Here is a 23,476-nt window from a genome sequence, read left to right on the forward strand (position 1 = left end):
GGCGAGCAAGGCCAGGGGCGCTGCCCCTGGACCCCGCTAAGGGCGTAACGCCCTTAGAACCCGCTTTGTTTGGGTCTGGGAGGGGGCGGAAACGACACAGGCGTTTCGACACCTCGGCAGGCCCCCTCCCAGACCCAAACATGAATGGGTCCAGGGGCGTCGCCCCTGGCAGGGGCCCAGGGGGCAGCGCCCCCTGACCTGGCTTCCTCAAGACACCCCCATTTCGGACAGCGCCGCGGCCTCCGCGATGTTGGAGCCGGTCTGCATGAAGGCGCGGATGTTGCGGATGGCCTGGCGCAGACGGTGGGTGTTTTCCACCAGGGCAATGCGGACATGGCCCTCGCCATGCTCGCCGAAGCCTAGACCTGGAGCAACCGCGACTTTTGCCCGCTCCAGCAGCAGCTTGGAGAATTCGACGCTGCCTAGCGATGCGTAACGCGGCGGTACCGGCGCCCAGGCGAACATCGATCCTTCGGGAGACGGCAGATCCCATCCGGCCGAGGCCAGACCCTTGATCAGCACGTCGCGGCGTTCGCGGTAAAGCGTTCGCATCTGCTCCACGCAATCCTGCGGCCCGGTCAATGCGGCCGCGGCGGCGACCTGGATCGGGGTGAAGGCGCCGTAGTCCAGATATGACTTCACTCGTGTCAGTGCGTTGATCAGCCGAGGGTTTCCCGCCGCGAACCCCATCCGCCACCCAGGCATGGAGTAGGTCTTCGACAGGCTGGTGAACTCCACCGCGATAGCTTTCGCCCCCGGCACCTGCAGGATGGACGGGGGCATCTTGTCGCCGAAATAGATCTCGGCGTAGGCCAGATCGGACATCACCCAGATCTCGTGCCGGCGGGCGAAGGCGACGATCTCCCGGTAGAAATCCAGATCCGCCAGGTAGGCGGTCGGGTTGGACGGAAAATTCACGATCAGCGCCGTCGGCTTTGGCACGGAGTGACGCACCGCGCGGTCCAGCGCCCGCAGCATGTCGTCATCGGGGATCGCCGGAATGCTGCGCACCGCCGCGCCGGCGATGATGAAGCCGAACTGGTGGATCGGGTAGGATGGGTTGGGCACCAGGATCGTGTCGCCCGGGCTGGTGATCGCTGCCGCCAGGTTCGCCAGCCCTTCCTTTGATCCGAGCGTCGCGACCACCTCGGTCTCCGGGTCGAGACGCACACCGAACCGCCGCTGGTAGTATCCCGCCAGCGCCCGCCGCAGACCTGGTATGCCCTTGCTGACGGAGTAGCGGTGCGAACGCGGGTCCTGCACCGTCTCGATCAATTTGGCGACAATGTGCGGCGGCGTCGGGCTGTCAGGATTGCCCATGCCAAGGTCGATGATGTCCTCGCCGGCACCGCGCGCCTTCGCCTTGGCCGTGTTTACCTCGGCGAAGACATACGGCGGAAGACGACGGATGCGATGGAATTCGCCGGCGGAGTCGCAGCTCATGACAGGCCTTTCACGGCTTGATACAGAATTATTGTATCACGTGCAGCGAGGCGCCGCGACCGGACGCTTCTGCACTGACGCGGATTGCGTTGCCGGGCACCCCGGCCTGCTTCAGCGCCTCGACCACCGCCTGGGCGCGCGACAGCCCCAGGGTCAGCGCCGCCGACTGCGCCGATGGATCGCTGGCGGCCGCGTCGCCAAATCCGGTGACGAGGATCACGCCATTGCCGCGCTTGCCGGCGAAGGCTTTCACATCGTCGGCGGCCGGCGACGACAGGTTGGCGGACTCACCGGCGAACACGACAGTGGCGGCGGGACCGGCGGCGGGCGACGGCATCGGCACCGGGACGGCCACCGGCGGCGGCGGCGAGCCGGCCGCCTGCGGACGCGGCGGCGGTTCGGCGGGCAAGGCTGGCGGAGCGGCCGCGGGCGGAGCGGCCGCTCCAGGTTCGGGGGCCGCGCTGGCGGTCGTGGCTGGCGCCGGAGCTGGCGGTTCAAGCGGCGCACTCCGCACCGGTCGGCGGGGCGCCGGCGTGGGCGCCGTCGCTGGAGCGGGCGGTGCGCTAACCGCCGGCAGTGAAGCGCTCGCGGTCGGCGCACCCGAAGCCGGGGTACCCGTGGCTGGCGTGCCCGGTGCCGGGGTACCCGAGACTGGCGTTGCCGGCGTCTGGGGTGGTGATGCCGGACCCGGTGGGGGTGCCGTGCCAACGCCAAACAGCGTCGGCGAGGCACTTGGCGACGACGGATCGGCCAGCGGCGCCGTCTCGGCCGCGTGTTGCGCATTGGTCCGGTCCGCTACCAGAGAATCCGTAAGCTTCTGCAACGCGGCGGCATCCGGCGCCGGCGGCTTTCCCGGCACGGTGGACAGGTTCGGATAAGCCTGATTGGCCCCCGGCGGGGCCGGGCGCTCCTCGGCGATCTTGCCGCCCTCCTGGCGGTGCCACCAGTTTACCGGATTGATGGAACCCAGCGTTGAACAGCCGGTCAGAAGACAGGCGGCCAAACCGAAACAGACGATCTGGCGCACGCCGCGGAAGAACCCGACAGACACGGCTTGAACGCACATTCCCGCGCCACTAGGTTGCGCGCCATCTCTGCTGATCACCATATATCGGAACCGCTCTTCGCTAACGGCCGCTTGTGTAGCCGCTGGTGGCGCGGACGCAAAGGATGTCTGTTCATGGCCCAAAACGACAAGAGCGCGGGCAACTACCCCGCCAACATCGCAGCACCCTCGGACGCCGCTGGCTACAAGATGCCCGACCCGAACGTGGTCGGCCGTTCCATGGCCGATATCGCGGAGCGGTCGCAGCGCATCGTGACGGATTGGCTGAAGCGTCAGTCGGAGTCGGAGCATCACACGGACCCATTGAACATCGGCAGGGCCTTCATGGAAATGACCACACGCATGATGGTAAATCCGGCCAGGCTGATGCAGGCCCAGCTTGGATTCTGGCAGGACTACATGACCCTGTGGCAGAACACCGCCAAGCGCATCATGGGGATCGAGGCCGCGGCCGTGATAAATCCCCCTGCCTCCGACCGGCGCTTCAAGGACGAGGCCTGGAAGGAAAACGAGGTCTTCGATTTCATCAAGCAGTCCTACCTGCTGTCGGCCCGCTTTGTTCAGGACGTGGTGACCCATGTCGACGGGCTGGACCCCAAGACCGCGCAGAAGGTCGATTTCTACGCTCGCCAGTTCGTCGATGCGATGAGCCCGTCCAATTTCCTGCTGACCAATCCGGAGGTCTTGCGCAAGACCGCTGAGACCGGCGGAGAGAACCTGCTCAAGGGCTTGAACAACATGCTGAGCGACCTGGAGCGCGGCAAGGGCAAGCTGCGCATCAAGATGACCGATACCGACGCCTTCAGCCTTGGCGAGAACATCGCGGTATCTCCCGGCAAGGTGGTGTTCCAGAACGACCTGATGCAGTTGATCCAGTATGATCCCACGACCGAGAAAGTGCTGAAGCGGCCGCTGCTGATCGCCCCGCCCTGGATCAACAAGTTCTACATCCTCGACCTGCGCCCGCGGAACAGTTTCGTCCGTTGGGCGGTGGCGCAAGGCCATACCGTGTTCATGATCTCCTGGGTCAATCCGGATGAGCAGTTGGCCGAGAAGAATTTCGAGGACTACATGAAGGAAGGCTATCTCGCCGCGCTCGACGCGATCGAAGCGGCCACTGGCGAGAACGAGGTCGACGCCATCGGCTACTGCCTGGGCGGTACCTTGCTTGCCTCCACGCTGGCCTACATGGCGGAGAAGAACGACGACCGGATCAAGACGGCAACGTTCTTTGTCACCATGATGGACTTCCGCGAGGCCGGCGAACTGGGCGTCTTTATTGACGAGGAACAACTCCAGGCGCTTGAAGAAAAGATGAACAAGCGAGGTTATCTGGAAGGCAGCGAGATGGCGACGACCTTCAACATGCTGCGAGCCAACGATTTGATCTGGTCCTTCGTTGTCAACAACTACTTGATGGGAAACGATCCATTCCCGTTCGACCTGCTGTACTGGAACGCCGACTCCACCCGGATGCCGGCGCGGATGCACAGCTTTTACCTGCGCAACATGTATCAGACGAACCTGCTGGCGGAGCCCGGCGGCATCACTCTGGATGGCGTGCCGATCGACCTGAGCCGCGTCAAGGTGCCGGCCTATTTCCTCTCGACGCGGGAGGATCATATCGCACCCTGGAAATCGACCTATCGCGGCACGCAGTTGCTGGGCGGGTCGAAGCGCTTCGTGCTGGCGGCCTCCGGCCATATCGCCGGCGTGGTAAATGCGCCGGATGGCGGCAAGTACGGCCACTGGATCAACAAGGACCTGCCGGCTGAGCCGGAAGCCTGGCTGGCGGGCGCCACCGAGATGGCGGGATCATGGTGGCCCGACTGGCACCGCTGGATCCTGTCGTTCAACAAGGCTCAGGTCCCGGCTCGACATCCCGGCGACGCAAAGTTGCAGACTCTTGAGGATGCGCCGGGCAGCTACGTCAAGGTGCGGCTGTCTTAAAGCGCGATTGGTTGAGGTTGACGCAGGAGTCGCGCTTCAACTCATTGTTGATCGCACGATTAACGGCTTTTGACTGGGACAGCCTCAGGCGCTCAACGCGGACGGTCGAGGCGCGAGTCAACTCCGGTTGCCGCTTGCCGACCTTGATCAGGCCTTCGTGGGCGCTACGTCCAGACGCACGACAATGCCTTCAAGGTCCGGCGACGGCGCCGGATAACGCTGCATCACCAGCGGATCATGTCCAGGCACGATCAGGCCGGGAGATGCCGCGTGGGCGCGCAGCGTATCGAAGGCATCCAGCATCTCACCGACATGGAAGGCCGTCGTGAACGGACGGTATGCCTCCATGTTCTCATAGAAGTGCGTCACGTCGGACGCCAGTATAACGGCGCCGCGCCGGGTGTTCACCTTGACGAATTGCAGGCCGGCCGAATGGCCGCCCGTCGGCACGATGCTGATGCCCGGCATCACCTCGACCGGTCCATTATGATAAACGACCCAGCCTTCAAAATTGAGCCGCACAATGCCGCAAACATCATCCGGTTCGAAGCTGCGAGCCAGTTGCTTGTGCCGCATGTAGCGGCCGACGGCGTAATGAATTTCCGGCTCCTGCAGATGAAACCGTGCCCTGGGGAACTTGTGGAAGTTTCCCACATGGTCGTAGTGCATGTGCGTCAGGATGACGTCTTCCACCAGCGCCGAATCAACGCCAAGCAGCGTGAGTGATTCAATCGGGCAGCGTTCCAGCCGCCGGCCTCGCTTGGCGCCGCTGTCAGCGGTAAAGCCGATATCGATCACCACCGCCCGGTCGGCGTTGCGGGCCACCCAGACGAAGTAGTCCATCGGCATCGGTCCATCATGCGGATCACCACCGATGAAGTGTTCGTGCCGCCGCGCCTGACGCGTGGCATAGCGCAAGGCGAACAACTCATATTCCGCTGTCATCACCTACCTGTCCGGCTGGTGGGCGGTGAGGCTTGGCATCACGTGGCGGGTGAACAGGTCGATGGAGTTCAGCGCCTCGTCGCCGGTAATGTCGCCGAAGGCGAAGCGGCAGAGCAGGTAGTTCAGGCCGGCCTCGTCGATGCCCTGCTGCAGAAAGTCGCGGACCTTGTCCGGCGTGCCCGCGACGGCGCGGCCTTGCGCTTCCGCATGCTCGAAACGCTCGGGGAAAAGCGCGTGCATGACCGGCGTCGTGCCATGCTGGATCCAAAGCTTCAGGAAGCTGGCGCGCCATTTGTCGTAGCCGCGCCGCGCGATCTCCAGCGCTTCCTTTTCAGTCTGCGCGACAACGACATGGCGGCCGACCCCCATCAGCGGCAGATCGGCGGGATCGTTGCCCAATGCGTTCCATTCCGTGCGATAGCGGTCGGTCAGCGCCCGCATTCCGGCGCCTGGCAAGTTGCCGACGATGTTCACCCGGTTCCTGGCCGCCCAAGGCACGGCTTCCAGCCGGCCCAGCCCATACCAGAGCGGCGGGTATGGCGTCTGGAACGGCGTCATCTCCATCGGCACGTCATGGTATTGATAGTACTTGCCCTCAAAGTTCAGCGCCGGAGAGGTCATGCCACGCAAAATCACCTCCAGCGCCTCGGCATACATTGCCGGTGTCTGCTCCGGGTCCAGCCCGTAATACCGCAGCTCGATCGGCGAGATGCCGCGCCCGACGCCCAGCAGCATCCGGCCGCCGCTGATCTGGTCGAGCATGCAGATCTCTTCCAGCAGCTTGATCGGATGATACAGCGGCAGCAGGTACACCAGCGGACCGAACCGCAACCGCCTGGTGCGCTGCGCAACCGCCGCCAGCCAGACCCCTGGCGAGGGCGCCACGCCCAAGGGTGTCGCGTGATGTTCAGCGACATGATAGCCGTAGAAGCCTGCGTGATCATAGGCTTCAGCCAGCTTCAGCCGCTCCTCATAGAAGCGATCCAGCGGCGCCAAGCCGCGATCCATATGGTCGAAGATGCCCAGTTTCATGGCTGATACACCCTGATGCTGCGGGGCCCCGGCAGGCACGCCACGGCCGGCTGATCAACAAGCCGACCGGTTGCCGGGGCGCGGCGCACCTTCAACGTCATGGCGAGCACACGCCCTACATCCACGCCGCGCGGTGCTGGTCTCGACAAGGGCAGGGATAGCGGGCCTGCACCCGCCATGACGGAGCCGCCTACCCATGCCTGATCCACGGCTGTTATTGGTCCATCGACCCTTACCGTCGTCATCGCGACGTTCCCCCTTGAGCTGCCGTACTCGTACTCTCGGGTCGGCGGCCTGTCCAGGTTCGCGCAACTTCAGTGGGTCAGCGGACCATCCGCTTTTTTCCAGGCATCGAGGCCGCCATGGATATGATACGCCGTCTCCAGTCCGGCTTCGTGCGCTGCCCGCACCGCCATGGCCGAGCGTTCACCGAAGGCGCAGTAAAAGAGGATTTGACGGCCGGTGGCGGATGCCAGTCCATGCAGCATGCCGTTCGGCTGGATGTTCGCCTCAAGATCGGAATAGGGTACGTGCAGCGAGCCGGGGATCGCGCCGTACTTCTGCCGCTCCGTCCGTTCCCGCAGGTCGATCAGCATTGTGTCCTTGCAACCGGTCATTGCCCGCGCCCGTTCGGCGGTGATAGCCCAACCCTGGCGCGCGATGTCCTGCTGCGCCAGCCCCTGGCGCATGTTGGCCGGAACCGCGACATCCATCATCTTCGGGTTCGACAGGTTCAGGCCGTTCATCAATGCCACGTAATCGTCGACGCACCGCACCTGCAGGCGCGGGTTGCAGCGCTTTTCCTCGCCAATCGTGCTGACCGTGTCGCCTTTGTAATCGTGCGCCGGAAACACCATCGTCTCGTCCGGCAGCCGCAGAAGTCGGTTGAAGATCGACTCGTACTGCGCCCGCGCGCTGCCGTTCTGGAAATCGGTCCGGCCGGTGCCGCGGATCAGCAGCGTGTCGCCGGTGAACACCCGGTCGGACATCCGGAAGCTGTAGGAATCATCGGTGTGCCCAGGCGTGTAGATTGCCTCCAGTTCCAGACCTTCGATCCGCATCAGGTCGCCGTCCGACAGGCGCATCGACACGACGTCGATGCTGGACTGCTCGCCCATGACGGTGATGCACCGCGTGTGGTCACGCAGCGCGCCGAGACCGGTGATGTGGTCGGCATGCAGATGGGTATCGACGGCCTTGACCAGGCGCAGGTCCAGTTCACGGATCAGCGCCAGATATCGATCCACCTTTTCCAGCACCGGATCGATGATCAACGCCTCGCCTCCACGGCGGGAGGCGAGCAGGTAGGTGTAGGTGCCGGACACCGCGTCGTACAACTGGCGGAAGATCATTAATACCCCCGTTGCGACCTTATGGAGGATATTCATATCACCGAACCGCCATTTCAAGCGATAAATTCTCATATCACAATACGTCGATAAGCGGCCCGACGTAGATTGAGGCTGGACGTATCATGCGGCCAGTCTTCCGCTGCTCCATGGCGTGCGCCTGCCACCCGGCGTCCGTCCCGCAGCGACCGGAAGGCATGCGGCCGGCTCGGTCGATCTGGCGCCGTTCAGCAGTCGTTAACCATTCGGTGGCAGGATCGCCCCATGCGCGATCGCACGGTCACCGCGGCTTGTCAGGCTGCCGCCTCCCATTCCCGCGCGGCCGATCCCGACGACGGTCGCCGCCTGTACATTGACGGATTGCTGGCGTTGCGGGACGGCGATGCGGATCATGCCGCGAGCCTGCTGACTGCCGCGCTGCGACGGCAGCCCGCCCATCCGGGGGTGCGGCGGAACCTGGTGCGGGCCTTGCTGGCGGCGGGCGAGTTCCGGCAAGCCCTGCTGCAGGCCGACGCCTGCCTGGCGAACGCCCCGGACGATGGCGAGCTGCATTTTGCCCGCGGCACCGCCCTGAATGCGCTGGACGAGCCGGTGAAAGCCTGCGCGGCGCTGACCTGCGCGATGGCGCTTCTGCCCGATCACGCGCCGTCGTGCCTCAATCTGGCCAATGCCTGGGCCGACCTGGATGACCTGGAGGCCGCGGAACGGCTTTGCCGGACGGCGGTCCGGTTGGACCCGGCCCTGCCGGAGGCGTACGCCAGCCTGGGTTATATGTTGACCGCGCGGGGCCAGACCACGGCAGCGATCGAGGCCTGCGAGGCGTCGATCCGGCTGCGTCCGGCGTTCACCCAGGGGCACTGGAACCTGGCCATCGCGGCGCTGTTGAGCGGCGATCTGCGGCGTGGCTTTGCCGCCTTTGAATGGCGCAAGCGGCATGGCCCGTATCAACGCGATTTCGTCTCGCTTCCTGGCTGTGAATGGGATGGGCGCAACCCCGCCGGCCGAACCATCCTGGTGCGTGCGGAACAAGGTCTTGGCGACATCATCCAGTTCGCCCGCTTCCTGCCGGTGATACGCGATGCCGGCGGCGCTCCGATCCTGGTTTGCGCACCGGCAATGGTGCCACTCATCCGCCGCATGGCAGGCGTTCGGGTTGTATCCAGTTTTGACCCGCTGCCGTCCTTCGATAGCTGGATCGACCTGATGAGCCTGCCCCACGTCCTCGGCACGACGCTTGAGACGATCCCGGGTGCGGCCGGCTACTTGCGGGCTGACCCGGATCGTGCGGCGGCCTGGCGGGCGCGGCTGCCGCAGGGCCGGAAGGTTGGCGTGGCGTTTGCCGGCAACCCGGCTCATGGCAACGACCGGCGGCGTTCCATCCCGCTCGACCAGGTCGTTCCGCTGCCGGCGCTTCCTGGCCTGACCTTCGTCAACCTGCAGCATGGTCCTGCCGCCGCTGGGCTTGGACTACCCGATCTGACCGCGCATTTGACCGACTACTCGGAGACCGCGGCGTTGATGGAGTGCCTGGACCTCGTCGTCAGCGTGGATACCTCGATCGCGCACCTGGCCGGGGCGCTGGGCAAGCCGGTCTGGGTGCTGCTGGCGGCCGCGCCGGACTGGCGCTGGCTGCTGGGACGGGAGGACAGCCCATGGTATGCGTCGGCTCGCCTGCTTCGCCAGGAGCGGCCCGGCGACTGGCGTGGCGTGTTAGCCGAGGTGATGCGGGATCTGGTTCACGTTGCGGACGAAGCAGTTGCTGGAGGTCGGCAGGAACAGCTTCTCATTACTGTGCCAGGCTAGTGTTCCTTGTTTTCAGTGGCCTGCTTATCCCCTCCGTCCATCACAAGGTATGACGAACTTCGGGGGCAGGACACTGGCTGGCGGTAATCTCCGCCACCAGCCCGTCCGCGGTCAGCCGATCGTAGAAGGTGCCGTCCGCGCGCTCCAGTTGCCGCCAGCAGACGCCATGCGCCTCGTCCAAACGAGCGGCAATCCAGGCCCAGGTGGCGCGCTGCCAGCAGCCCCAGGTGCCGAGGCGCACTGTCCCGTCGTCCGACAGGCTGGTGTAGTCCCAGGCGATGACCGCATGGCCGCCGGCAATCTCGCCGTCATCGCGGCCGTCCTGAACGTCCCACACCGCGGCACGCTGCATGTCGCGCTCCAGCAGTGTGACACCCCAGTAGCCGGCGCCAAGGCGGGCGATGCCATGGGCGAGTGCGGATCGGCTTCGCACGTCCAGCGTCCCGAACAGTCCAAACAGGCACTGGGTGCCGATATCAAAGCCCAGGCTGGCCTGCCGCTGAAGCACATCCAGCATGACGACGCCGTCGGTTGCCGCGAGGTCGGGCGGATGACCGGCACAGGCGCCGTAGAAGGCCGGCACACACGCCTGATCGACAACCAGGCCGAAGCCGTTCAACGCCGCGATGCCGCGGGCGGCATTGGCCAGCGCGGCGGCTGTACAATCCGGTATTATATCATTTGAATAGAGTTCAGGCATGAACGCGACGTCACCTCGATCCAGCACCGGCGGTGGCGGTGCGATGCCGAAGCGATGCGACGGCGCGCGAGCGAGCGCCAGCTTGTCGTGCGGGCGCCGCCCGAGCCGCATCAATGCGCCGCCGCCAGAATCAGCCGAGCCTGATCCGGTGTGAACTTCATTGGCGCAGTGGCGCCCGACACGCCGATCTCCGCCATAACCGCCGGCAGCAGCGACACAGCGGCCTGGACCGTCGCCTCGACCACCGATCCACCCGGAACCAACGGCAAGACGGTCGATGCCACGGCCTGCACGACCTGGGCGATTTGCTGCACGGTGGAGGTCGCGGGTGCGCTGGTGGCACCGGCAACCTGGGCGGCGTCCGCCTGGACCGCCGCCAGATAGGCGTCAAGCTGGGTGACGGTTGCGCTGGGCACGGCGGGGATTTGCTTGATTTGAGCAATTGCCGCCGTGAGTCCGGAGGCAATCAAGGTTACATCGGTCGCGAGTTGCGAGGGCGCTTGCGTCGCGCAAGCCATCAGGCTGGCGGCCGGCGCAAGCGCGGCCGCGCGGAGCAAAATTCGGCGATTCATGACAAGGATTCTTTCAAATTAAGCCGCGGGCGGTGTCCTCGGCGCGGCTGGGGCCTCGGCGTTCCTGGCGTGACCGAAATTCAGCGCGATGAAGTTCACCACGGCGTAAATCGTCGGATAGATGCCTGTCGCGCCGGCGGCGGGATGTGGCAATGCGATCGCGACGCCGGCGCAGATTGTGATGGCGGCGGCGATATAGGGCAGTAGCGGACCGGCGGCCGGAATGGCGGCCAGCGCTGTCATGAGATCCATGTAATGACTCCGGATGAATGAAAAGAAATGCATTCGAAACAGTCATTTAGCCGCGGATGAAATGCGATGTCGCCGAACTGGCATGGCGGCAGCCAGCGGAACAACGGCGGTTCAGTCGCCAATGGCAGGGCGGCCGATAGCGTGCAGGGCGGCGTTGCACAGCCGGCTGCGCTCCGCCGCACCAGTCATGCCGCCATTAATCGTTTTGGTGACAAGATTGGTTGACCAGCAGTCGGCGAGCTTGTTCAAGTGGTTGACAGACCAGAACCAGGCCGCGCTTTCAGCCGCGCCAACCAGAGTGGCAGCCTGTTGCGTCGCGTCGTCGAGGCCCAGGTTCATGGCTGCCGCGAATCGTTCGTAGTTGGTTCGTCCGGATAACTGGATCAGGCCGCGCCCACGAAACCGCCAGCCGTCGCCTGACGCGACTTCGCCATTGCCCATCCGGCCGGCGTAGACCCGATTGGCCAGGATCTCGGGCTGGAACGCACAGGACTCCGCCGCGCCGAGCGTTGGAAACCGGTCGGGCCAGACCTGGCACAGCCGGCCGGCGCTGTAGGACAGGTCTTCTTCCAGATCGCGAAAGCCGCCACTCTCCATGGCGCACTGACCAAGGAAGGCGGCGACGCGCCGGGGCGTGGTGACTGCTGTCTTGAGCAGCGGTCCGGTCATCGCGTCGATCCACGCGGCTTGCTCGGCCGCCGTCAGATTCGGCGCGACGGCTACCAGTCCCCGCTGCAGGCCAAAGGGAGGCGCCTCTCGCGGCAGGAGCTTAGCGGGCGCCGCGGCAGTGGAGGACAAACCAGGGACAGTCGCCGCTTCCGTCAGGTTGTTCGGCATGCCGATACCCGCGGAGAAAATATGGAACAGTGCAAAGCCGTTTCTTTGTAAATGGAATAAGGCGCGGCTAGAAAATCAAGCCAGATAGCCTGGGAATAAAGTCACAAAACGCTGTAAATGTCAAGTCATTTCGTCATCGACAGGCGTTGCCGCCCGATCAACGGTCGATCTTGATCTACGGCCGCATCAATAGGTGCGGAAAATCCGCAGCATTGCCTCCGGATCGCGAGTGATTGTCAGCGCCAGCGACAGCAGCAGGCGTGCCTTTTGCGGGTTGAGATTGTCGGCGATCAGGAACCCGGCTTCGCGCAGCCGGGTTCCGCGAAACGTGCGGCCTGATCCGGCGCGGGTGCATTGCACCACGACGACACCCTGGCGCGCGGCCTCGGCCAGCGCCTCGAAATCGTCTGGCGCGGACATGCCGGGTGCGAAGCCGGCAGCGATGATGCCGGCGGCGCCGGCGGCCATGAAGGCGCGCGTGGCGGTGCCGTCGCCGCCAGCATAGGAGTAGGAGATATCAACCCGCGGCAGGGCATTTAGTCCGGCGATGTCGAACTCGGTGTCCGGCGCGCGCCGTCGGATCGGCTGCCGGTAGTATTCGACCGCGTCACCATCGGCATGACCCAGCACCCCGAAATCCGGCGTGCGGAAGGTCTGCACCCGCAGGGTGGAGGTCTTGGTCACCTCCCGCGCCGCGTGGATCTCATCGTTCAGCACCACCAGCACACCCAGGCCGCGTGAGGCCGGGCTGGCGGCCACTCGGATGGCGTTGACCAGGTTCATGCCGGCGTCGCTGGACAACGCACTGGATGGCCGCTGCGAGCCGACAATCACCACGGGCAGCGAAACCTTCACCGTCAGGTTCAGAAAATAGGCGGTTTCCTCCAAGGTCGCGGTGCCATGGCCGATGACGATGCCGGCGAGGTCCGGATGGTCCTGGACAAGCTGCGTACATAGCTCGGACAGTGCTTTCCAATCGGGAAAGCCGATTGCCGGACTTGGAATGGCGCGGTAGCGGATTGGAAGCACATCAGCCACCAGGGCAGTTTCCGGCCAGCGGGCCAGAACGTCCTCCGCGTGCATCATGTTGCCGAGGGAGGCGTAGTCCTGCAGGTCCAGCGGGCCGCGGCCGAGCGATGCGATCGTCCCGCCGGTGCCGATGAAGGCGACCTTCGGTTTGTTCATATGGCGCTGCCTGCCCGCGCGGCGGCTTCAGCCGGCAGCGTGCTTTGCAGCATCGCTGGACGCGCCCAATGCCATTCAGTGTCCTGTTGATAGGCGCCGGCGACGTTCAGGATGCGCGCCTCGCCGAATGGACGCCCGGCGATCTGCAAGCCGATCGGGCAGCCGTTTGGATCGAAGCCGCACGGCACGCTGATGGCTGGCAGGCCAAGGTAGTTGAACGGCCGTGTGTTCGCCGACAAGGCCATGAAGCGGTGCTCGGTTCCAGGTGGCCCGCGGTCGATGTCGGTTTCCGCCAAGGTCGGCAGGCAGGTGCGGATGGTGGGCGTGACCAGCACATCGATCTGGGCGAACACTTCTCGGGCGAATGCCTTCAGGATAGGGCCGCGGCGACTGAGCGCTTCCACATAGTAAGGTGCCGGGATGGCATAGCCGGGATACATGCGCGCGCTGATATGGGCGCCGTAGGCTTGCGGATCGGATCGCATCCACTCGGCATGGATCGCCGCCGCCTCCACCCGCGAGACGATCCCGCCATAGGCGGCGACCGCATCCATCAACGGCAGGTCGAACCGGCTGACGGTGGCGCCGCGCTCGGTCAGCACCAACAGGGCGGCTTCCATCGCCGCGACGACCGGATCATCCGCGCCATCGAGGAAGACATTGGTCGGCACGCCGATGCGCACGCCGCGCAGATCGCTAGTCATGGCCGATTCATATTGCGCCACCGGCTCCCGCGCGCTGGTCGGGTCCTTGGGATCATGCCCGGCGATCACCGACAGCACCCGGGCGCAGTCGCGCGCGGTGCGCGCCAACGGACCGACGTTGTCGTGCGAGAACGACAACGGCATCACGCCAAACCGCGACACCCGGGTCTGCGTCGGCTTCAGCCCGGTCACGCCGCAGGCCGAGGCGGGCAGCCGGATCGACCCGCCGGTATCCGAACCCAACGCCATGTAATTGAAACGGGCCGCGACCGAGGCACCCGAGCCGGAGGACGAACCGCCGGTGACATGCGGCAGGTTCCAGGGATTGTGGCAATCGCCAAAGGTCTTGTTGTGGCCAGTCGGGTTCTGCGCGAACTCGGCCATGTTCAGACCGGCGAACGTGTAGGCGCCGGCCGCCGCCAGGCGTTCGATGACCGTGGCCGTCACGTTGGGGCGAAAGCCCTCGCGCAGCGCCGACCCGCAGGTGCTCAGCCTGCCAGCCTGATAATACATGTCCTTGTGCGCCATCGGCACGCCATGCAGCGGGCCCAGAGTTGCCTTGTTCCGCACCGCCGCGTCAGCGGCACGGGCGGCGGCCTCCGCTGCCTCCCGCTCCTGCCAGATCACCGCATTGACCCGCGGATTGACGGCATCCAGGTTGGCCCAGCAGGCGTGCAGCAGCTCAAGCGACGTCGCCTGACCGGTGCGCACCGCATCGGCGGCCTGAATCAGGGAGAGGTTCGCGAGCTCGAGCATCAGACAGCTTCCTTGGTGGCTTGCAACGCCGCCTCGAAGCTGGATGGCTCATCTTCGAAGACCAGCGTGCCACGCAATGCCTCGAAGGCCGCGATGGTCTCGGCCAGTTCGGCGGCCAGCCGTTGCGCTGGAGGATTAGGCGCCGTAATCCCATGCCAGCGCGTGATTGTTGTTTCTACCAATGTCTCGAAAGCATCCATGTGTCGGGGTCTCCGGCTTGGCGGCAGGTCCAGTAGGCAACAGAAATCAAGGACGGGCAATGCCGGCTGCGGACAACACGTTTGAAACCAATATTCCCAACCGGATGGACCGGCTGCCATGGAGCGGCTTCCACTGGCTGGTCATCGGCGCGTTGGGCATTGCCTGGATCCTCGATGGGCTGGAGGTCACCATCGTCGGCTCGCTGGCGGGCGCGCTGTCGGACAGCCCGACACTGCATCTGACGCCCAGCGAGGTCGGCGCGGCGGCCAGCGCCTACCTTGTGGGGGCGGTCGCGGGCGCCTTGTTCTTCGGCTGGCTGACGGATCGGCTGGGGCGCAAGAAGCTGTTCAGCATAACGGTGCTGGTCTACCTGGTCGCCACCATCGCCTGCGGGCTGTCATGGAACTTCTGGTCGTTCGCGATCTTCCGGATGATCACCGGCGCCGGCATCGGCGGCGAGTACGCGGCGGTGAACGCCACAATCCAGGAGATGATCCCGGCCCGTCGGCGCGGCTTCACCGACCTGGTGGTGAACGGCAGCTTCTGGCTCGGCGCGGCGATCGGCGCGATGGGCGCCTATGTCGTGCTCGACCCTTCCATCATGCCGCCGGAGATCGGCTGGCGCGCCGCGTTCGTGATCGGTGGCGTCCTCGGCATCTTCGTGCTGCTGCTGCGTCGGTTCCTGCCGGAAAGCCCACGCTGGCTGATGACCCACGGTCATCCGGTGGAAGCCGAAAGGGTGGTCGCCGAAATCGAGCAACGGGTGGAGCGCGAGACAGGCAGACCGCTGCCGCCGGTGCCGCCAGGCTTCCTGAAACTGCGCACAGACGTGCATTCCTGGTTCGGCGCCGGGGCGAAAGCCTTGGTCACGACCTATCAGCGACAGACCTGGCTGGGGATTACGCTGATGGCGGCGCAGGCGTTCTGCTACAATGCGGTGTTCTTTACCTACGCGCTGATCCTCACCCGCTTCTATCACGTCACGTCGGGCGACGTGGGCCTGTTCATGCTGCCCTTCGCGCTGGGCAACTTCCTGGGCCCGCTGGTTCTCGGACGGCTGTTCGATACACTCGGCCGGCGGATCATGATCACCGCGACCTATGGCCTGTCCGGCGTGCTGATGGTGTTGACCGGCTGGCTGTTCACGCTGGGATGGCTGGATGCCCAGCAGCAGACGATGGCGTGGACGATCATCTTTTTCTTTGCCTCCGCCGCCGCGAGTTCCGCCTACCTGACCGTCGGCGAGAGCTTCCCGCTGGAGGTTCGGGCGATCGCCATCGCGCTGTTCTACGCTTTTGGCACCGGCGTCGGCGGCGTCGCCGGACCGGCCTTGTTCGGGGCGCTGATCAGTACCGGTTCCCGCATGTCGATCTTCTATGGTTATCTGCTGGGTGGCCTGCTTATGGTGGGTGCGGCGGTGGTATCGGGCTTCCTGACGGCCAACGCCGAGCGGCGGTCGCTGGAGGACATCGCCCCACCCCTGTCCGCCGTCGGACGGTGACTAACCGGCTTCCCCCGGCGGGAGGGGCGGACTACCCTGGCGCCGAACAAAAAGGCCCGCCCACCGGATGACCACCTACCTGATGACCGCCTGATGATTGGCCGGACCCGCCTCGCCGTCGATATCGGCGGCACCTTCACCGACCTTGTGCTGTCCCTGCCCGACCGGACGCTTTCGACAAAACTGCTGACCACGCATGACGCGCCCGACGAGGCGGTGATCGTGGGCACCCGGGCGATCCTGGCGGAGGCGGACATCGACGGGTCCGCGCTGGATCTGGTGATCCATGGCACCACACTCGCCACCAACGCGCTGATCGAGCGGAAGGGCGCGCGGACCGCCCTGATCACCACGGCCGGCTTCCGCGACTCACTGGAAATCGCCTACGAACATCGTTTCGAGCAATACGACCTGTACATGGAACGGCCCGCACCGTTGGTCGAGCGCGACCTTCGGCTTGAAGTGCCCGAGCGCCTGGCCGCCGACGGTTCCGTGCTGCTGCCGCTGGACGAGGCCGCGCTGCGACGGCTGGCGGACGTGCTGCGGGCGCAGCGGATCGAGGCGCTGGCGATCAGTTTCCTGCATTCGTACATCAACCCCGCGCACGAGCAGCGCGCCCGCGACCTGATCGCCGCGGCGATGCCGGAACTGGCGATCACCCTATCCTCGGACGTCTGCCGGGAAATCCGCGAATACGAGCGGACCTCCACCACTGTCGCCAACGCCTATGTCCTGCCGCTGATGAGCCGCTACCTGGGCCGCATGCGGGAAGGACTGGCCGGGATTGGCGTGACCTGTCCGCTGCTGCTGATGATGTCGTCGGGCGGCATCTGCACGGTGGAAACGGCGACGCGCTTCCCGGTCCGCCTGGTGGAAAGTGGCCCGGCCGGCGGGGTGATCCTGGCCCGCCGGGTCGCCGCGTTGGGCGGCTATGACCGGGCACTGTCTTTCGACATGGGCGGCACGACCGCGAAGATCACCCTGATCGACGATTTCATGCCGCAGCAGTCGCGCCATTTCGAAGTCGCTCGGGCGTATCGTTTCGCCAAAGGCAGTGGTATCCCGGTGCGCGTTCCGGTGATCGACATGGTGGAGATCGGCGCCGGCGGCGGTTCGATCGGGCGGGTCGACCCATTGCGCCGGATCGCCGTAGGACCGGACAGCGCCGGCTCCGATCCCGGACCGGCCTGCTATGGCCGCGGCGGCACGGCCGCCACCGTCACCGATGCCGACGTGGTGCTGGGTCGCATCGATCCCAGCCGGTTCGCCGGCGGCAAGATCGCTCTGCATCCGGCATTGGCGCATGACGCCGTGCTGACGGATGTGGGACTGAAGCTGGCCATGACGACGGACGAAGCCGCGCGTGGCATTGTCGAGATCGTCGACGAGAACATGGCGAGTGCCGCGCGCGTCCATGCGGTGGAAAACGGCAAGGATACCGCCGGACGCACCTTGATCGCATTCGGCGGCGCGGCGCCGCTGCATGCGGTCCGCCTGGCGCAGAAGCTTGGGATCGGACGCGTGGTGATCCCGGTTGATGCCGGTGTCGGATCGGCGCATGGCTTTCTGGACGCACCGATTGCCTATGAGGTCGCGCGGACATTTCTGGTGCGGCTCGATGGACTGGACCAGGCGCTGATCGATGCACTGTTTGCTGATATGCGGGCCGAGGCCGAACCCGTGGTGCGACTGGGTGTGCCGACCGGTGAACTCGCCGAAACCCGCACCGCTTTCATGCGCTATCGCGGCCAGGGGCATGAAATCGCGGTTCCGCTGGATAACGCCGCGTTGCAACCGGACACGCTGCGGCAGGCGTTCGAGACGACCTACACGCAGTTGTTCGGGCGGATCATTCCACGGCTGGAGATCGAGGCGGTGACGTGGACACTCGGGCTGTCCGAGCCGCATGTATTGCCGCGCCCCGACCAGGTCGCCGCCCCGGCGGCCGCGGCCGTCGTGATCGACACAGGCCGCATGGTGGAAGCCGCGACTGGCGAGACCGTCGACGCGGCGATCTTCGCCCGAACCGCACTACGGTCCGGCGCCACCTTGCTCGGACCCGCGGCCATTGTGGAATCCGGCACCACCACCATCGTGCCGAGCGGATTCGCGGCACGGGTTGGGTATGGCGGCGAGATCATTATTGAGGAAAAGATGGCATGAGCGGACGCAATATTTTCGAAATTGACGTCCAGATCATGTGGAATCGCCTGCTTTCGGTGGTGGAGGAGCAGGGGCAAACGCTGGTCCGCACCGCGTTCAGCACCTCGGCGCGGGAGGCTGGCGACATATCCGCGGGCGTGTTCGATCTGCGCGGGCGAATGCTGGCGCAGGCTGTCACCGGGACGCCGGGGCATATCAATACCATGGCCCGCTCGGTCGGCTACTTCATCGAGGCCTTCCCGATCGACCGGATGAAGGAAGGCGACGTCTACATCACCAATGATCCATGGAAGGGCACTGGACATCTGTACGATCTGGTCGTCGTGTCACCGACGTTCATGGACGGACGGCTTGTCGCGCTGTTCGCCTGCACCTCGCATCTGGTGGACATGGGCGGCGTCGGCCAGACGCCCGAGGGCCGGCAGATCTGGCACGAGGGATTGTTCATTCCGCTGCTGCGGCTAGCCACCGCCGGAACGATGAACGAGGACCTGCTGGCGATGATCAGGGCTAACGTGCGTGAACCCGTGCAGGTGATCGGCGATGTCTATGCGCTGATCGCCTGCAACGAGATCGGCAGCCGCCGGCTGGTGTCGATGATGCAAGAATTCCGGCTGCTCGACCTTGAGATGCTGGGGGAAGAGATCATCACCCGCAGCCGGCGCGCCATGACCGAAGCCATCGGCAAGCTGCCGCAAGGCACCTGGACCAATGTCATGCGCGTGGATGGGTATGAGGCGCCGCTCGATCTGGTCGCGGCCGTTACCATCGCGTCGGACACGATCCATGTGGATTTCACCGGCACTTCCGGCATGTCGAGCTACGCCATCAACTGCCCGCTGTGCTATACGGAAGCCTACACGACGTTCGGCATCAACTGCGTGGTCGCGCCAACGATTCCGAACAACGCGGGGACGCTGGACGCGGTGAAGGTGACCGCTCCACCCGGCACGATCGTCAGCGCGACCTATCCGGCGGCGGTATATGCCCGGTCGTCGATTGGCCACATGATGCCGGACGTGGTCTATGGCGCGCTGGAACAGGCGATCCCAGGACGCGTGCCGGCCGAGGGGACGTCCAACCTCTGGAGCCTGAAGATGGTCGCCGGCCATGGGTTGACCGGCATCGGCGAAAAATCCGGCACCCAGTTCATGGTCATGAGTTTTCATTCCGGCGGGGCCGGCGCGCGTCCTCGGCAGGATGGCCTGTCGGCGACCCCCTTTCCATCAGGCGTCCGAAACGTGCCGGTGGAGGCGACGGAGGCGATCACCCCGCTGGTAATCTGGCGCAAGGAACTGCGGCAGGACTCCGGGGGTGCCGGGCAATATCGCGGCGGGCTGGGTCAGGTGATGGAGATCAGCTCGCGGGAAGACGCGGCTTTCGGTATCTTCGCCGGCTTCGAGCGGGTGAAATTTCCGGCTCGCGGTCGCATCGGCGGCGGCGCCGGCCAGTGCGGGGCGCTGTCGCTGAAGTCCGGTACGGCGCTGAAGCCGAAAGGCTTGCAAGTCGTGCCCGCAGGGGAGCGACTGGTGATCGAGATGCCCGGTGGCGGCGGCATGGGGCCGGCGGCGGAGCGCGATCCGGTGGCGGTGCAACGCGACGTGCGGCTGGGATATCTGTCAGCGGCGGCGGCGAAGCGGGAGTATGGCGTTGGCTAGCTCCAGATCGCCGCGCCATTTTTGCACACCTTCGTCTTGGCGGTTCAAGAAGACGGCCGCCGCCTGCCACTCGTTGGCCTTCGTAAAATCGCTTTTAGTAGTCCAGCTTTCCTTTGAGATCGCCGAACGGAACCATGACCTGCTTGCGGTAAGCCGAGCGCGCTTGCAGGCGGCGATACCAGGCCTCCACGTGCGGCACGCTCGGCCGCTCTATTTCCAGGCCGAAATAGCGATACAGCGCGGTACCTGCTGGGATGTCAGCCAAAGTCAGCTCCTCACCGTCGAGGTAGGGCTGGTCCGCGAGCATGGGATCCAACACGCGCATATGCGCAGCGCAGGCCGCGACTTTGGCTGCGACGGCGGCCCGGTCCCGCAGGTGCTCGGGCGTGCGATAGAAGCCCCAGAACACGCCCATGAGAAAGTCAGGCTGCAAGCTCGTCTGAGACCAATCCATCCAGCGGTCGGCCTGAGAACGTTTGGCAGGATCATCGTTCCAGAACTGACCTTGGCCATAGCAGGCGGCCAAGTATCTCAGGATGGCGTGGCTCTCCCATACCACTAGTACCTTTGCACAGAGGTTTTGACCGGTTGAGCGTGTCCTGGAAGTAGTTCAGGCAAAGCGGAACGCTCAAGCAGGACGACGATGCTCCGTGCGAAGCCTGGTTTGCGTGAGATCAGCCCGGCCTGCTCGAGGGTGAGCACCATCTGATGGACGCTTGGAGGCGTGAGGCGGAAGAACCGCATCATGTCCGCCTCCGCCGGCGGGCGCCCGTTCACCAGAGTATAAGCGTCGATATACGCCAAAAACTGGCCCTGTCGTAAGCGTCGTGCCAACTCCACTGGTGTTTTGATGCTATCCCGTGTTGACACCAACTGGATCAGGATTCTTCCAAATCCACGGCAGCAGGCTGCGTAGTTGGTTCTGCTTGGTGCGGCCTGACACGATGCGTTCGAGCACATCGGTCAACCACGCCATGGGATCGACGTCATTCAGCTTCGCCGTCTGGATCAACGTGGCGACGATGGCCCAATGCCGCCCACCGCTATCGGCTCCGGCGAACAACGCATTCTTGCGTCCGAGGGCAACCGGACGCATGGCGCGCTCGACCGTGTTGGTATCCAACTCGATGCGGCCGTCGTCGAGGAACAGAATTAACCCGCCCCAATGGTTGAGCGCATAACGGATCGCCTGTGCCAGGGCGGAGCGACCCGATATGCGGCCAAGTTGCTCGTTCAGCCAGATGTACATGGCCGCAACAAGCGGGCGGCTGTGCTGTTGCCGTGCCTGGCGGCGTTCGTCGGCGGACTGGCCGCGAATGTTGGCCTCGATCGCATAAAGAGCCGCAATCTGCCGCAGTGCCTCTTCGGCGAGCGGTGATTTGGTAGCGATATGGATGTCGTAAAACTTTCGGCGTGTATGAGCCCAACAGAAAGCCAGTTGGGTTGCGCCGTCCGCGGTCGCGGCGACTAGACGGCCGAACCCGGCATAGCCATCGACCTGGAGCAGACCGCGGAATCCCTTTAGATGCACCGCCGGATGATCCGCCTTGCGGTCTTCGCTGTAGACGTAAGCCGCGGCGGAATGGCCCGGCCCCTGCCAGGAGCGATTGTCGACGGCATAGCACCATAACCGTCCGGTCTTGGTGCGTCCCCGGCCGGGGTCGAGCACCGGCAAAGTGGTATCATCGGCAAACACTTTGGGCGACGACAGTACCGTGCTCAGCATCAGTTCGTGCAGCGGGGCCAGCCACCAGCAGGCCCGGCCCACCCAGTTGCATAACGTCGAACGATCCAGCGTCACACCCTGACGGGCGAAGATCTGCGACTGGCGATACAGCGGCAGATGATCGGCATATTTGTTGACCAGCACATGCGCCAGCAGCGCCTCGGTGGCCATGCCACCATCGATCGGCCGCTCCGGGGCGGGCGCCTGCACGACGGCTTGCTCGCAGGCCCGGCAGCCATAGCGCGGACGGCGGATCACCCGCACCCGCAATTGGGCAGGAACGTAATCCAGCATCTCCGCCCGATCCTCACCGATCGGATGCAGCGTGCCGCCGCAGCAGGGACACGCCTTGTCTTCGACATCGATAACGACCTCAACCCGCGGCAGATGTGCCGGCAACGCGCCGCGGTTGCGCTGCGGCGGCTTTATCGGACGCGCCACTGGTTCGGCATCCGACGCCGCCACCGCTGGCGGCGGTATCGCCGCTTCCAACCCGGCTGCCTGCTCGGCCAGGGATTGCTCCAGGTCTTCCAGTCCATGCTGCAATGTCTCGTCGTCCAACTGCTCGGACCGGCGGCCAAACCGATTGCGTTGCAGGCCGGCGATTAGCAGTTGCAGCCGCTCGATCTCGGCCAGCGCGGCGCGCAGGATCAGCTGCAACGTCGCCGGATCGCCGGGTAGAGCGGTGGGAGCGGTGAACACGCTCGGAGGCTGGAGTATCGGCGCAAAGCGGCGCCAATGAATCCTGCGTGAGCCGCCGCGCTCAGCCTGCCAGTTCCGGGCGGCGCACCCGCTGCGGCATCCGCCAGTCAATCCCTTCCAGCAGCATCGACACCTGTGCAGCCGTCAGCGACACCCGCCCAGTGGTCGTCACCGGCCACACGAAGTGGCCCTTCTCCAGCCGTTTGCTGAACAGGCACAGGCCCTGACCATCATACCAAAGCAGCTTGACCAGACTACCGCGCTTGCCGCGGAAGGCGAACAAGGCGCCGCTGAACGGGTCCTCCGCCAGCACCTGCTGGGCCAGCATCGCCAAGCCATCCATCCCTTTGCGCATATCGGTGTGCCCGCAGGCCAGCCACACCCGCGCACCCAATGGCAAGCTGATCATCCGCGCAGCGCCGACAGCACGCGTCGCAAGGCACGGGGATCGACTTGCGCGTCCACACGCAACGTCGTGCCGTTCGGCAGAACGATCTCGATCAGACCGGCCGGTTGGGCCGATGTAGGGGGTGGCGTCGGCGCCGGGATCATGCTGCCTTCGACGTGCGGCATTGTCCTGCCAGCCGCCACTTCAACCCGGGCAAAGCGTCCAAGCATCGGCGCCGCGACACTCGGCTGCGCCGCCAGCAAGGCCTGTCGCCAGCTATAAAGTTGACCGGTGCCGATGCCGTGCTGACGCGCCACCTCGGTCGGTGACGCACCAGGCGCCAGGCTCTGCGCCGCGATCGTCTGCTTCTGCTCAACCGTCCAGCGTCGGCGCCGCTCACCGCGGGTAATCAACTCGACCGGCGGCGTGCGAGCGCTCTTATGACTGCTCGTATGAGCGCTCTTTGGCGCCGCAGGCATCGCGGCTGGGTTCGCGTTCGTCTCCATGAGACAAACCCATCACATTTTCAGCCGTCAGCGCCAG

Annotated in this window: 22 protein-coding genes; 5 read left to right on the forward strand and 17 right to left on the reverse strand. The window is 65.1% G+C overall.

Annotated features, from left to right (window positions below; all coding sequences use genetic code 11):
- Positions 1-207: 207 nt before the first annotated feature.
- Positions 208-1,443 (reverse strand): LL-diaminopimelate aminotransferase, encoded by a 1,236-nt coding sequence (locus tag ACQY4S_RS15010; RefSeq protein WP_428485999.1) that lies wholly within the window; start codon positions 1,441-1,443, stop codon positions 208-210.
- 28 nt (positions 1,444-1,471) lie between these two features.
- A complete protein-coding gene (locus ACQY4S_RS15015; protein ID WP_428486000.1) occupies positions 1,472-2,494 on the reverse strand; it encodes an OmpA family protein in 1,023 nt (340 codons plus the stop codon).
- A gap of 204 nt (positions 2,495-2,698) precedes the next feature.
- On the opposite strand from ACQY4S_RS15015, the gene ACQY4S_RS15020 reads away from it, so the two are divergent.
- Positions 2,699-4,459 carry a PHA/PHB synthase family protein gene (locus tag ACQY4S_RS15020; protein WP_428486286.1) on the forward strand — a complete coding sequence of 587 codons (1,761 nt, stop codon included), beginning with the start codon at positions 2,699-2,701 and terminating at the stop codon, positions 4,457-4,459.
- Between the two features lie 147 nt (positions 4,460-4,606).
- On the opposite strand, the gene ACQY4S_RS15025 is transcribed toward ACQY4S_RS15020, so the two are convergent.
- The 3 genes from ACQY4S_RS15025 to ACQY4S_RS15035 form a co-directional block, all read right to left on the reverse strand.
- The gene (locus ACQY4S_RS15025; protein ID WP_428486001.1) at positions 4,607-5,404 is read right to left on the reverse strand and encodes an N-acyl homoserine lactonase family protein; all 798 of its coding nucleotides are present in this window, start codon (positions 5,402-5,404) and stop codon (positions 4,607-4,609) included.
- 3 nt (positions 5,405-5,407) lie between these two features.
- Complete coding sequence (locus ACQY4S_RS15030; RefSeq protein ID WP_428486002.1) at positions 5,408-6,436, reverse strand: LLM class flavin-dependent oxidoreductase; 1,029 nt, start codon at positions 6,434-6,436, stop codon at positions 5,408-5,410.
- Between the two features lie 314 nt (positions 6,437-6,750).
- Complete coding sequence (locus tag ACQY4S_RS15035) at positions 6,751-7,824, reverse strand: MBL fold metallo-hydrolase (protein WP_428486003.1); 1,074 nt, start codon at positions 7,822-7,824, stop codon at positions 6,751-6,753.
- Between the two features lie 225 nt (positions 7,825-8,049).
- Between ACQY4S_RS15035 and ACQY4S_RS15040 the strand changes: the two genes are divergently transcribed.
- Positions 8,050-9,588: a tetratricopeptide repeat protein gene (locus ACQY4S_RS15040; RefSeq protein WP_428486004.1), complete on the forward strand. Its 1,539-nt coding sequence runs from the start codon at positions 8,050-8,052 to the stop codon at positions 9,586-9,588.
- 40 nt (positions 9,589-9,628) lie between these two features.
- Here ACQY4S_RS15040 and ACQY4S_RS15045 read toward each other — a convergent pair whose 3' ends face one another.
- From ACQY4S_RS15045 to ACQY4S_RS15075, 7 genes are all read right to left on the reverse strand, one after another.
- Positions 9,629-10,399 (reverse strand): hypothetical protein, encoded by a 771-nt coding sequence (locus ACQY4S_RS15045; RefSeq protein WP_428486005.1) that lies wholly within the window; start codon positions 10,397-10,399, stop codon positions 9,629-9,631.
- A complete protein-coding gene (locus ACQY4S_RS15050) occupies positions 10,399-10,860 on the reverse strand; it encodes a hypothetical protein (RefSeq protein ID WP_428486006.1) in 462 nt (153 codons plus the stop codon). The genes ACQY4S_RS15045 and ACQY4S_RS15050 overlap by 1 nt, the downstream gene beginning before the upstream one ends.
- An 18-nt stretch (positions 10,861-10,878) precedes the next feature.
- Entirely contained in the window at positions 10,879-11,112 is a 234-nt protein-coding gene (locus ACQY4S_RS15055) for a hypothetical protein (RefSeq protein ID WP_428486007.1), read from the reverse strand.
- 111 nt (positions 11,113-11,223) lie between these two features.
- The gene (locus ACQY4S_RS15060) at positions 11,224-11,949 is read right to left on the reverse strand and encodes a glycoside hydrolase family 19 protein (protein WP_428486008.1); all 726 of its coding nucleotides are present in this window, start codon (positions 11,947-11,949) and stop codon (positions 11,224-11,226) included.
- Positions 11,950-12,135: 186 nt separating this feature from the next.
- Positions 12,136-13,134: an asparaginase gene (locus ACQY4S_RS15065; protein WP_428486009.1), complete on the reverse strand. Its 999-nt coding sequence runs from the start codon at positions 13,132-13,134 to the stop codon at positions 12,136-12,138.
- The gene (locus ACQY4S_RS15070; RefSeq protein WP_428486010.1) at positions 13,131-14,594 is read right to left on the reverse strand and encodes an amidase; all 1,464 of its coding nucleotides are present in this window, start codon (positions 14,592-14,594) and stop codon (positions 13,131-13,133) included. Before ACQY4S_RS15070 ends, ACQY4S_RS15065 begins: the two co-directional genes overlap by 4 nt.
- Positions 14,594-14,794, reverse strand: a complete 201-nt coding sequence (locus ACQY4S_RS15075) for a hypothetical protein (RefSeq protein ID WP_428486011.1) — start codon at positions 14,792-14,794, stop codon at positions 14,594-14,596. The genes ACQY4S_RS15070 and ACQY4S_RS15075 overlap by 1 nt, the downstream gene beginning before the upstream one ends.
- A 59-nt stretch (positions 14,795-14,853) precedes the next feature.
- Between ACQY4S_RS15075 and ACQY4S_RS15080 the strand changes: the two genes are divergently transcribed.
- The 3 genes from ACQY4S_RS15080 to ACQY4S_RS15090 all read left to right on the forward strand — a co-directional run bounded on the left by ACQY4S_RS15080 (position 14,854) and on the right by ACQY4S_RS15090 (position 20,117).
- Positions 14,854-16,296 carry an MFS transporter gene (locus ACQY4S_RS15080; RefSeq protein ID WP_428486012.1) on the forward strand — a complete coding sequence of 481 codons (1,443 nt, stop codon included), beginning with the start codon at positions 14,854-14,856 and terminating at the stop codon, positions 16,294-16,296.
- A 93-nt stretch (positions 16,297-16,389) separates the two neighbouring features.
- Complete coding sequence (locus ACQY4S_RS15085) at positions 16,390-18,459, forward strand: hydantoinase/oxoprolinase family protein (RefSeq protein ID WP_428486013.1); 2,070 nt, start codon at positions 16,390-16,392, stop codon at positions 18,457-18,459.
- Positions 18,456-20,117: a hydantoinase B/oxoprolinase family protein gene (locus ACQY4S_RS15090; RefSeq protein WP_428486014.1), complete on the forward strand. Its 1,662-nt coding sequence runs from the start codon at positions 18,456-18,458 to the stop codon at positions 20,115-20,117. The genes ACQY4S_RS15085 and ACQY4S_RS15090 overlap by 4 nt, the downstream gene beginning before the upstream one ends.
- Positions 20,118-20,211: 94 nt before the next feature.
- Here ACQY4S_RS15090 and ACQY4S_RS15095 read toward each other — a convergent pair whose 3' ends face one another.
- The 5 genes from ACQY4S_RS15095 to tnpA all read right to left on the reverse strand — a co-directional run bounded on the left by ACQY4S_RS15095 (position 20,212) and on the right by tnpA (position 23,439).
- The gene (locus tag ACQY4S_RS15095; protein ID WP_428486015.1) at positions 20,212-20,643 is read right to left on the reverse strand and encodes a glutathione binding-like protein; all 432 of its coding nucleotides are present in this window, start codon (positions 20,641-20,643) and stop codon (positions 20,212-20,214) included.
- Positions 20,644-20,675: 32 nt separating this feature from the next.
- Positions 20,676-21,077 carry a LexA family protein gene (locus tag ACQY4S_RS15100; RefSeq protein ID WP_428486016.1) on the reverse strand — a complete coding sequence of 134 codons (402 nt, stop codon included), beginning with the start codon at positions 21,075-21,077 and terminating at the stop codon, positions 20,676-20,678.
- Positions 20,971-22,545: an IS66 family transposase gene (tnpC, locus tag ACQY4S_RS15105; RefSeq protein ID WP_428483866.1), complete on the reverse strand. Its 1,575-nt coding sequence runs from the start codon at positions 22,543-22,545 to the stop codon at positions 20,971-20,973. Before tnpC ends, ACQY4S_RS15100 begins: the two co-directional genes overlap by 107 nt.
- Before the next feature lie 61 nt (positions 22,546-22,606).
- Positions 22,607-22,954 (reverse strand): IS66 family insertion sequence element accessory protein TnpB, encoded by a 348-nt coding sequence (gene tnpB, locus ACQY4S_RS15110; protein WP_428483620.1) that lies wholly within the window; start codon positions 22,952-22,954, stop codon positions 22,607-22,609.
- Complete coding sequence (gene tnpA / locus ACQY4S_RS15115; RefSeq protein ID WP_428483619.1) at positions 22,951-23,439, reverse strand: IS66-like element accessory protein TnpA; 489 nt, start codon at positions 23,437-23,439, stop codon at positions 22,951-22,953. The genes tnpB and tnpA overlap by 4 nt, the downstream gene beginning before the upstream one ends.
- Between the last annotated feature and the right edge of the window lie 37 nt (positions 23,440-23,476).

It is taken from the genome of Rhodopila sp. (assembly GCF_965276935.1).
Taxonomy (GTDB): domain Bacteria; phylum Pseudomonadota; class Alphaproteobacteria; order Acetobacterales; family Acetobacteraceae; genus Rhodopila.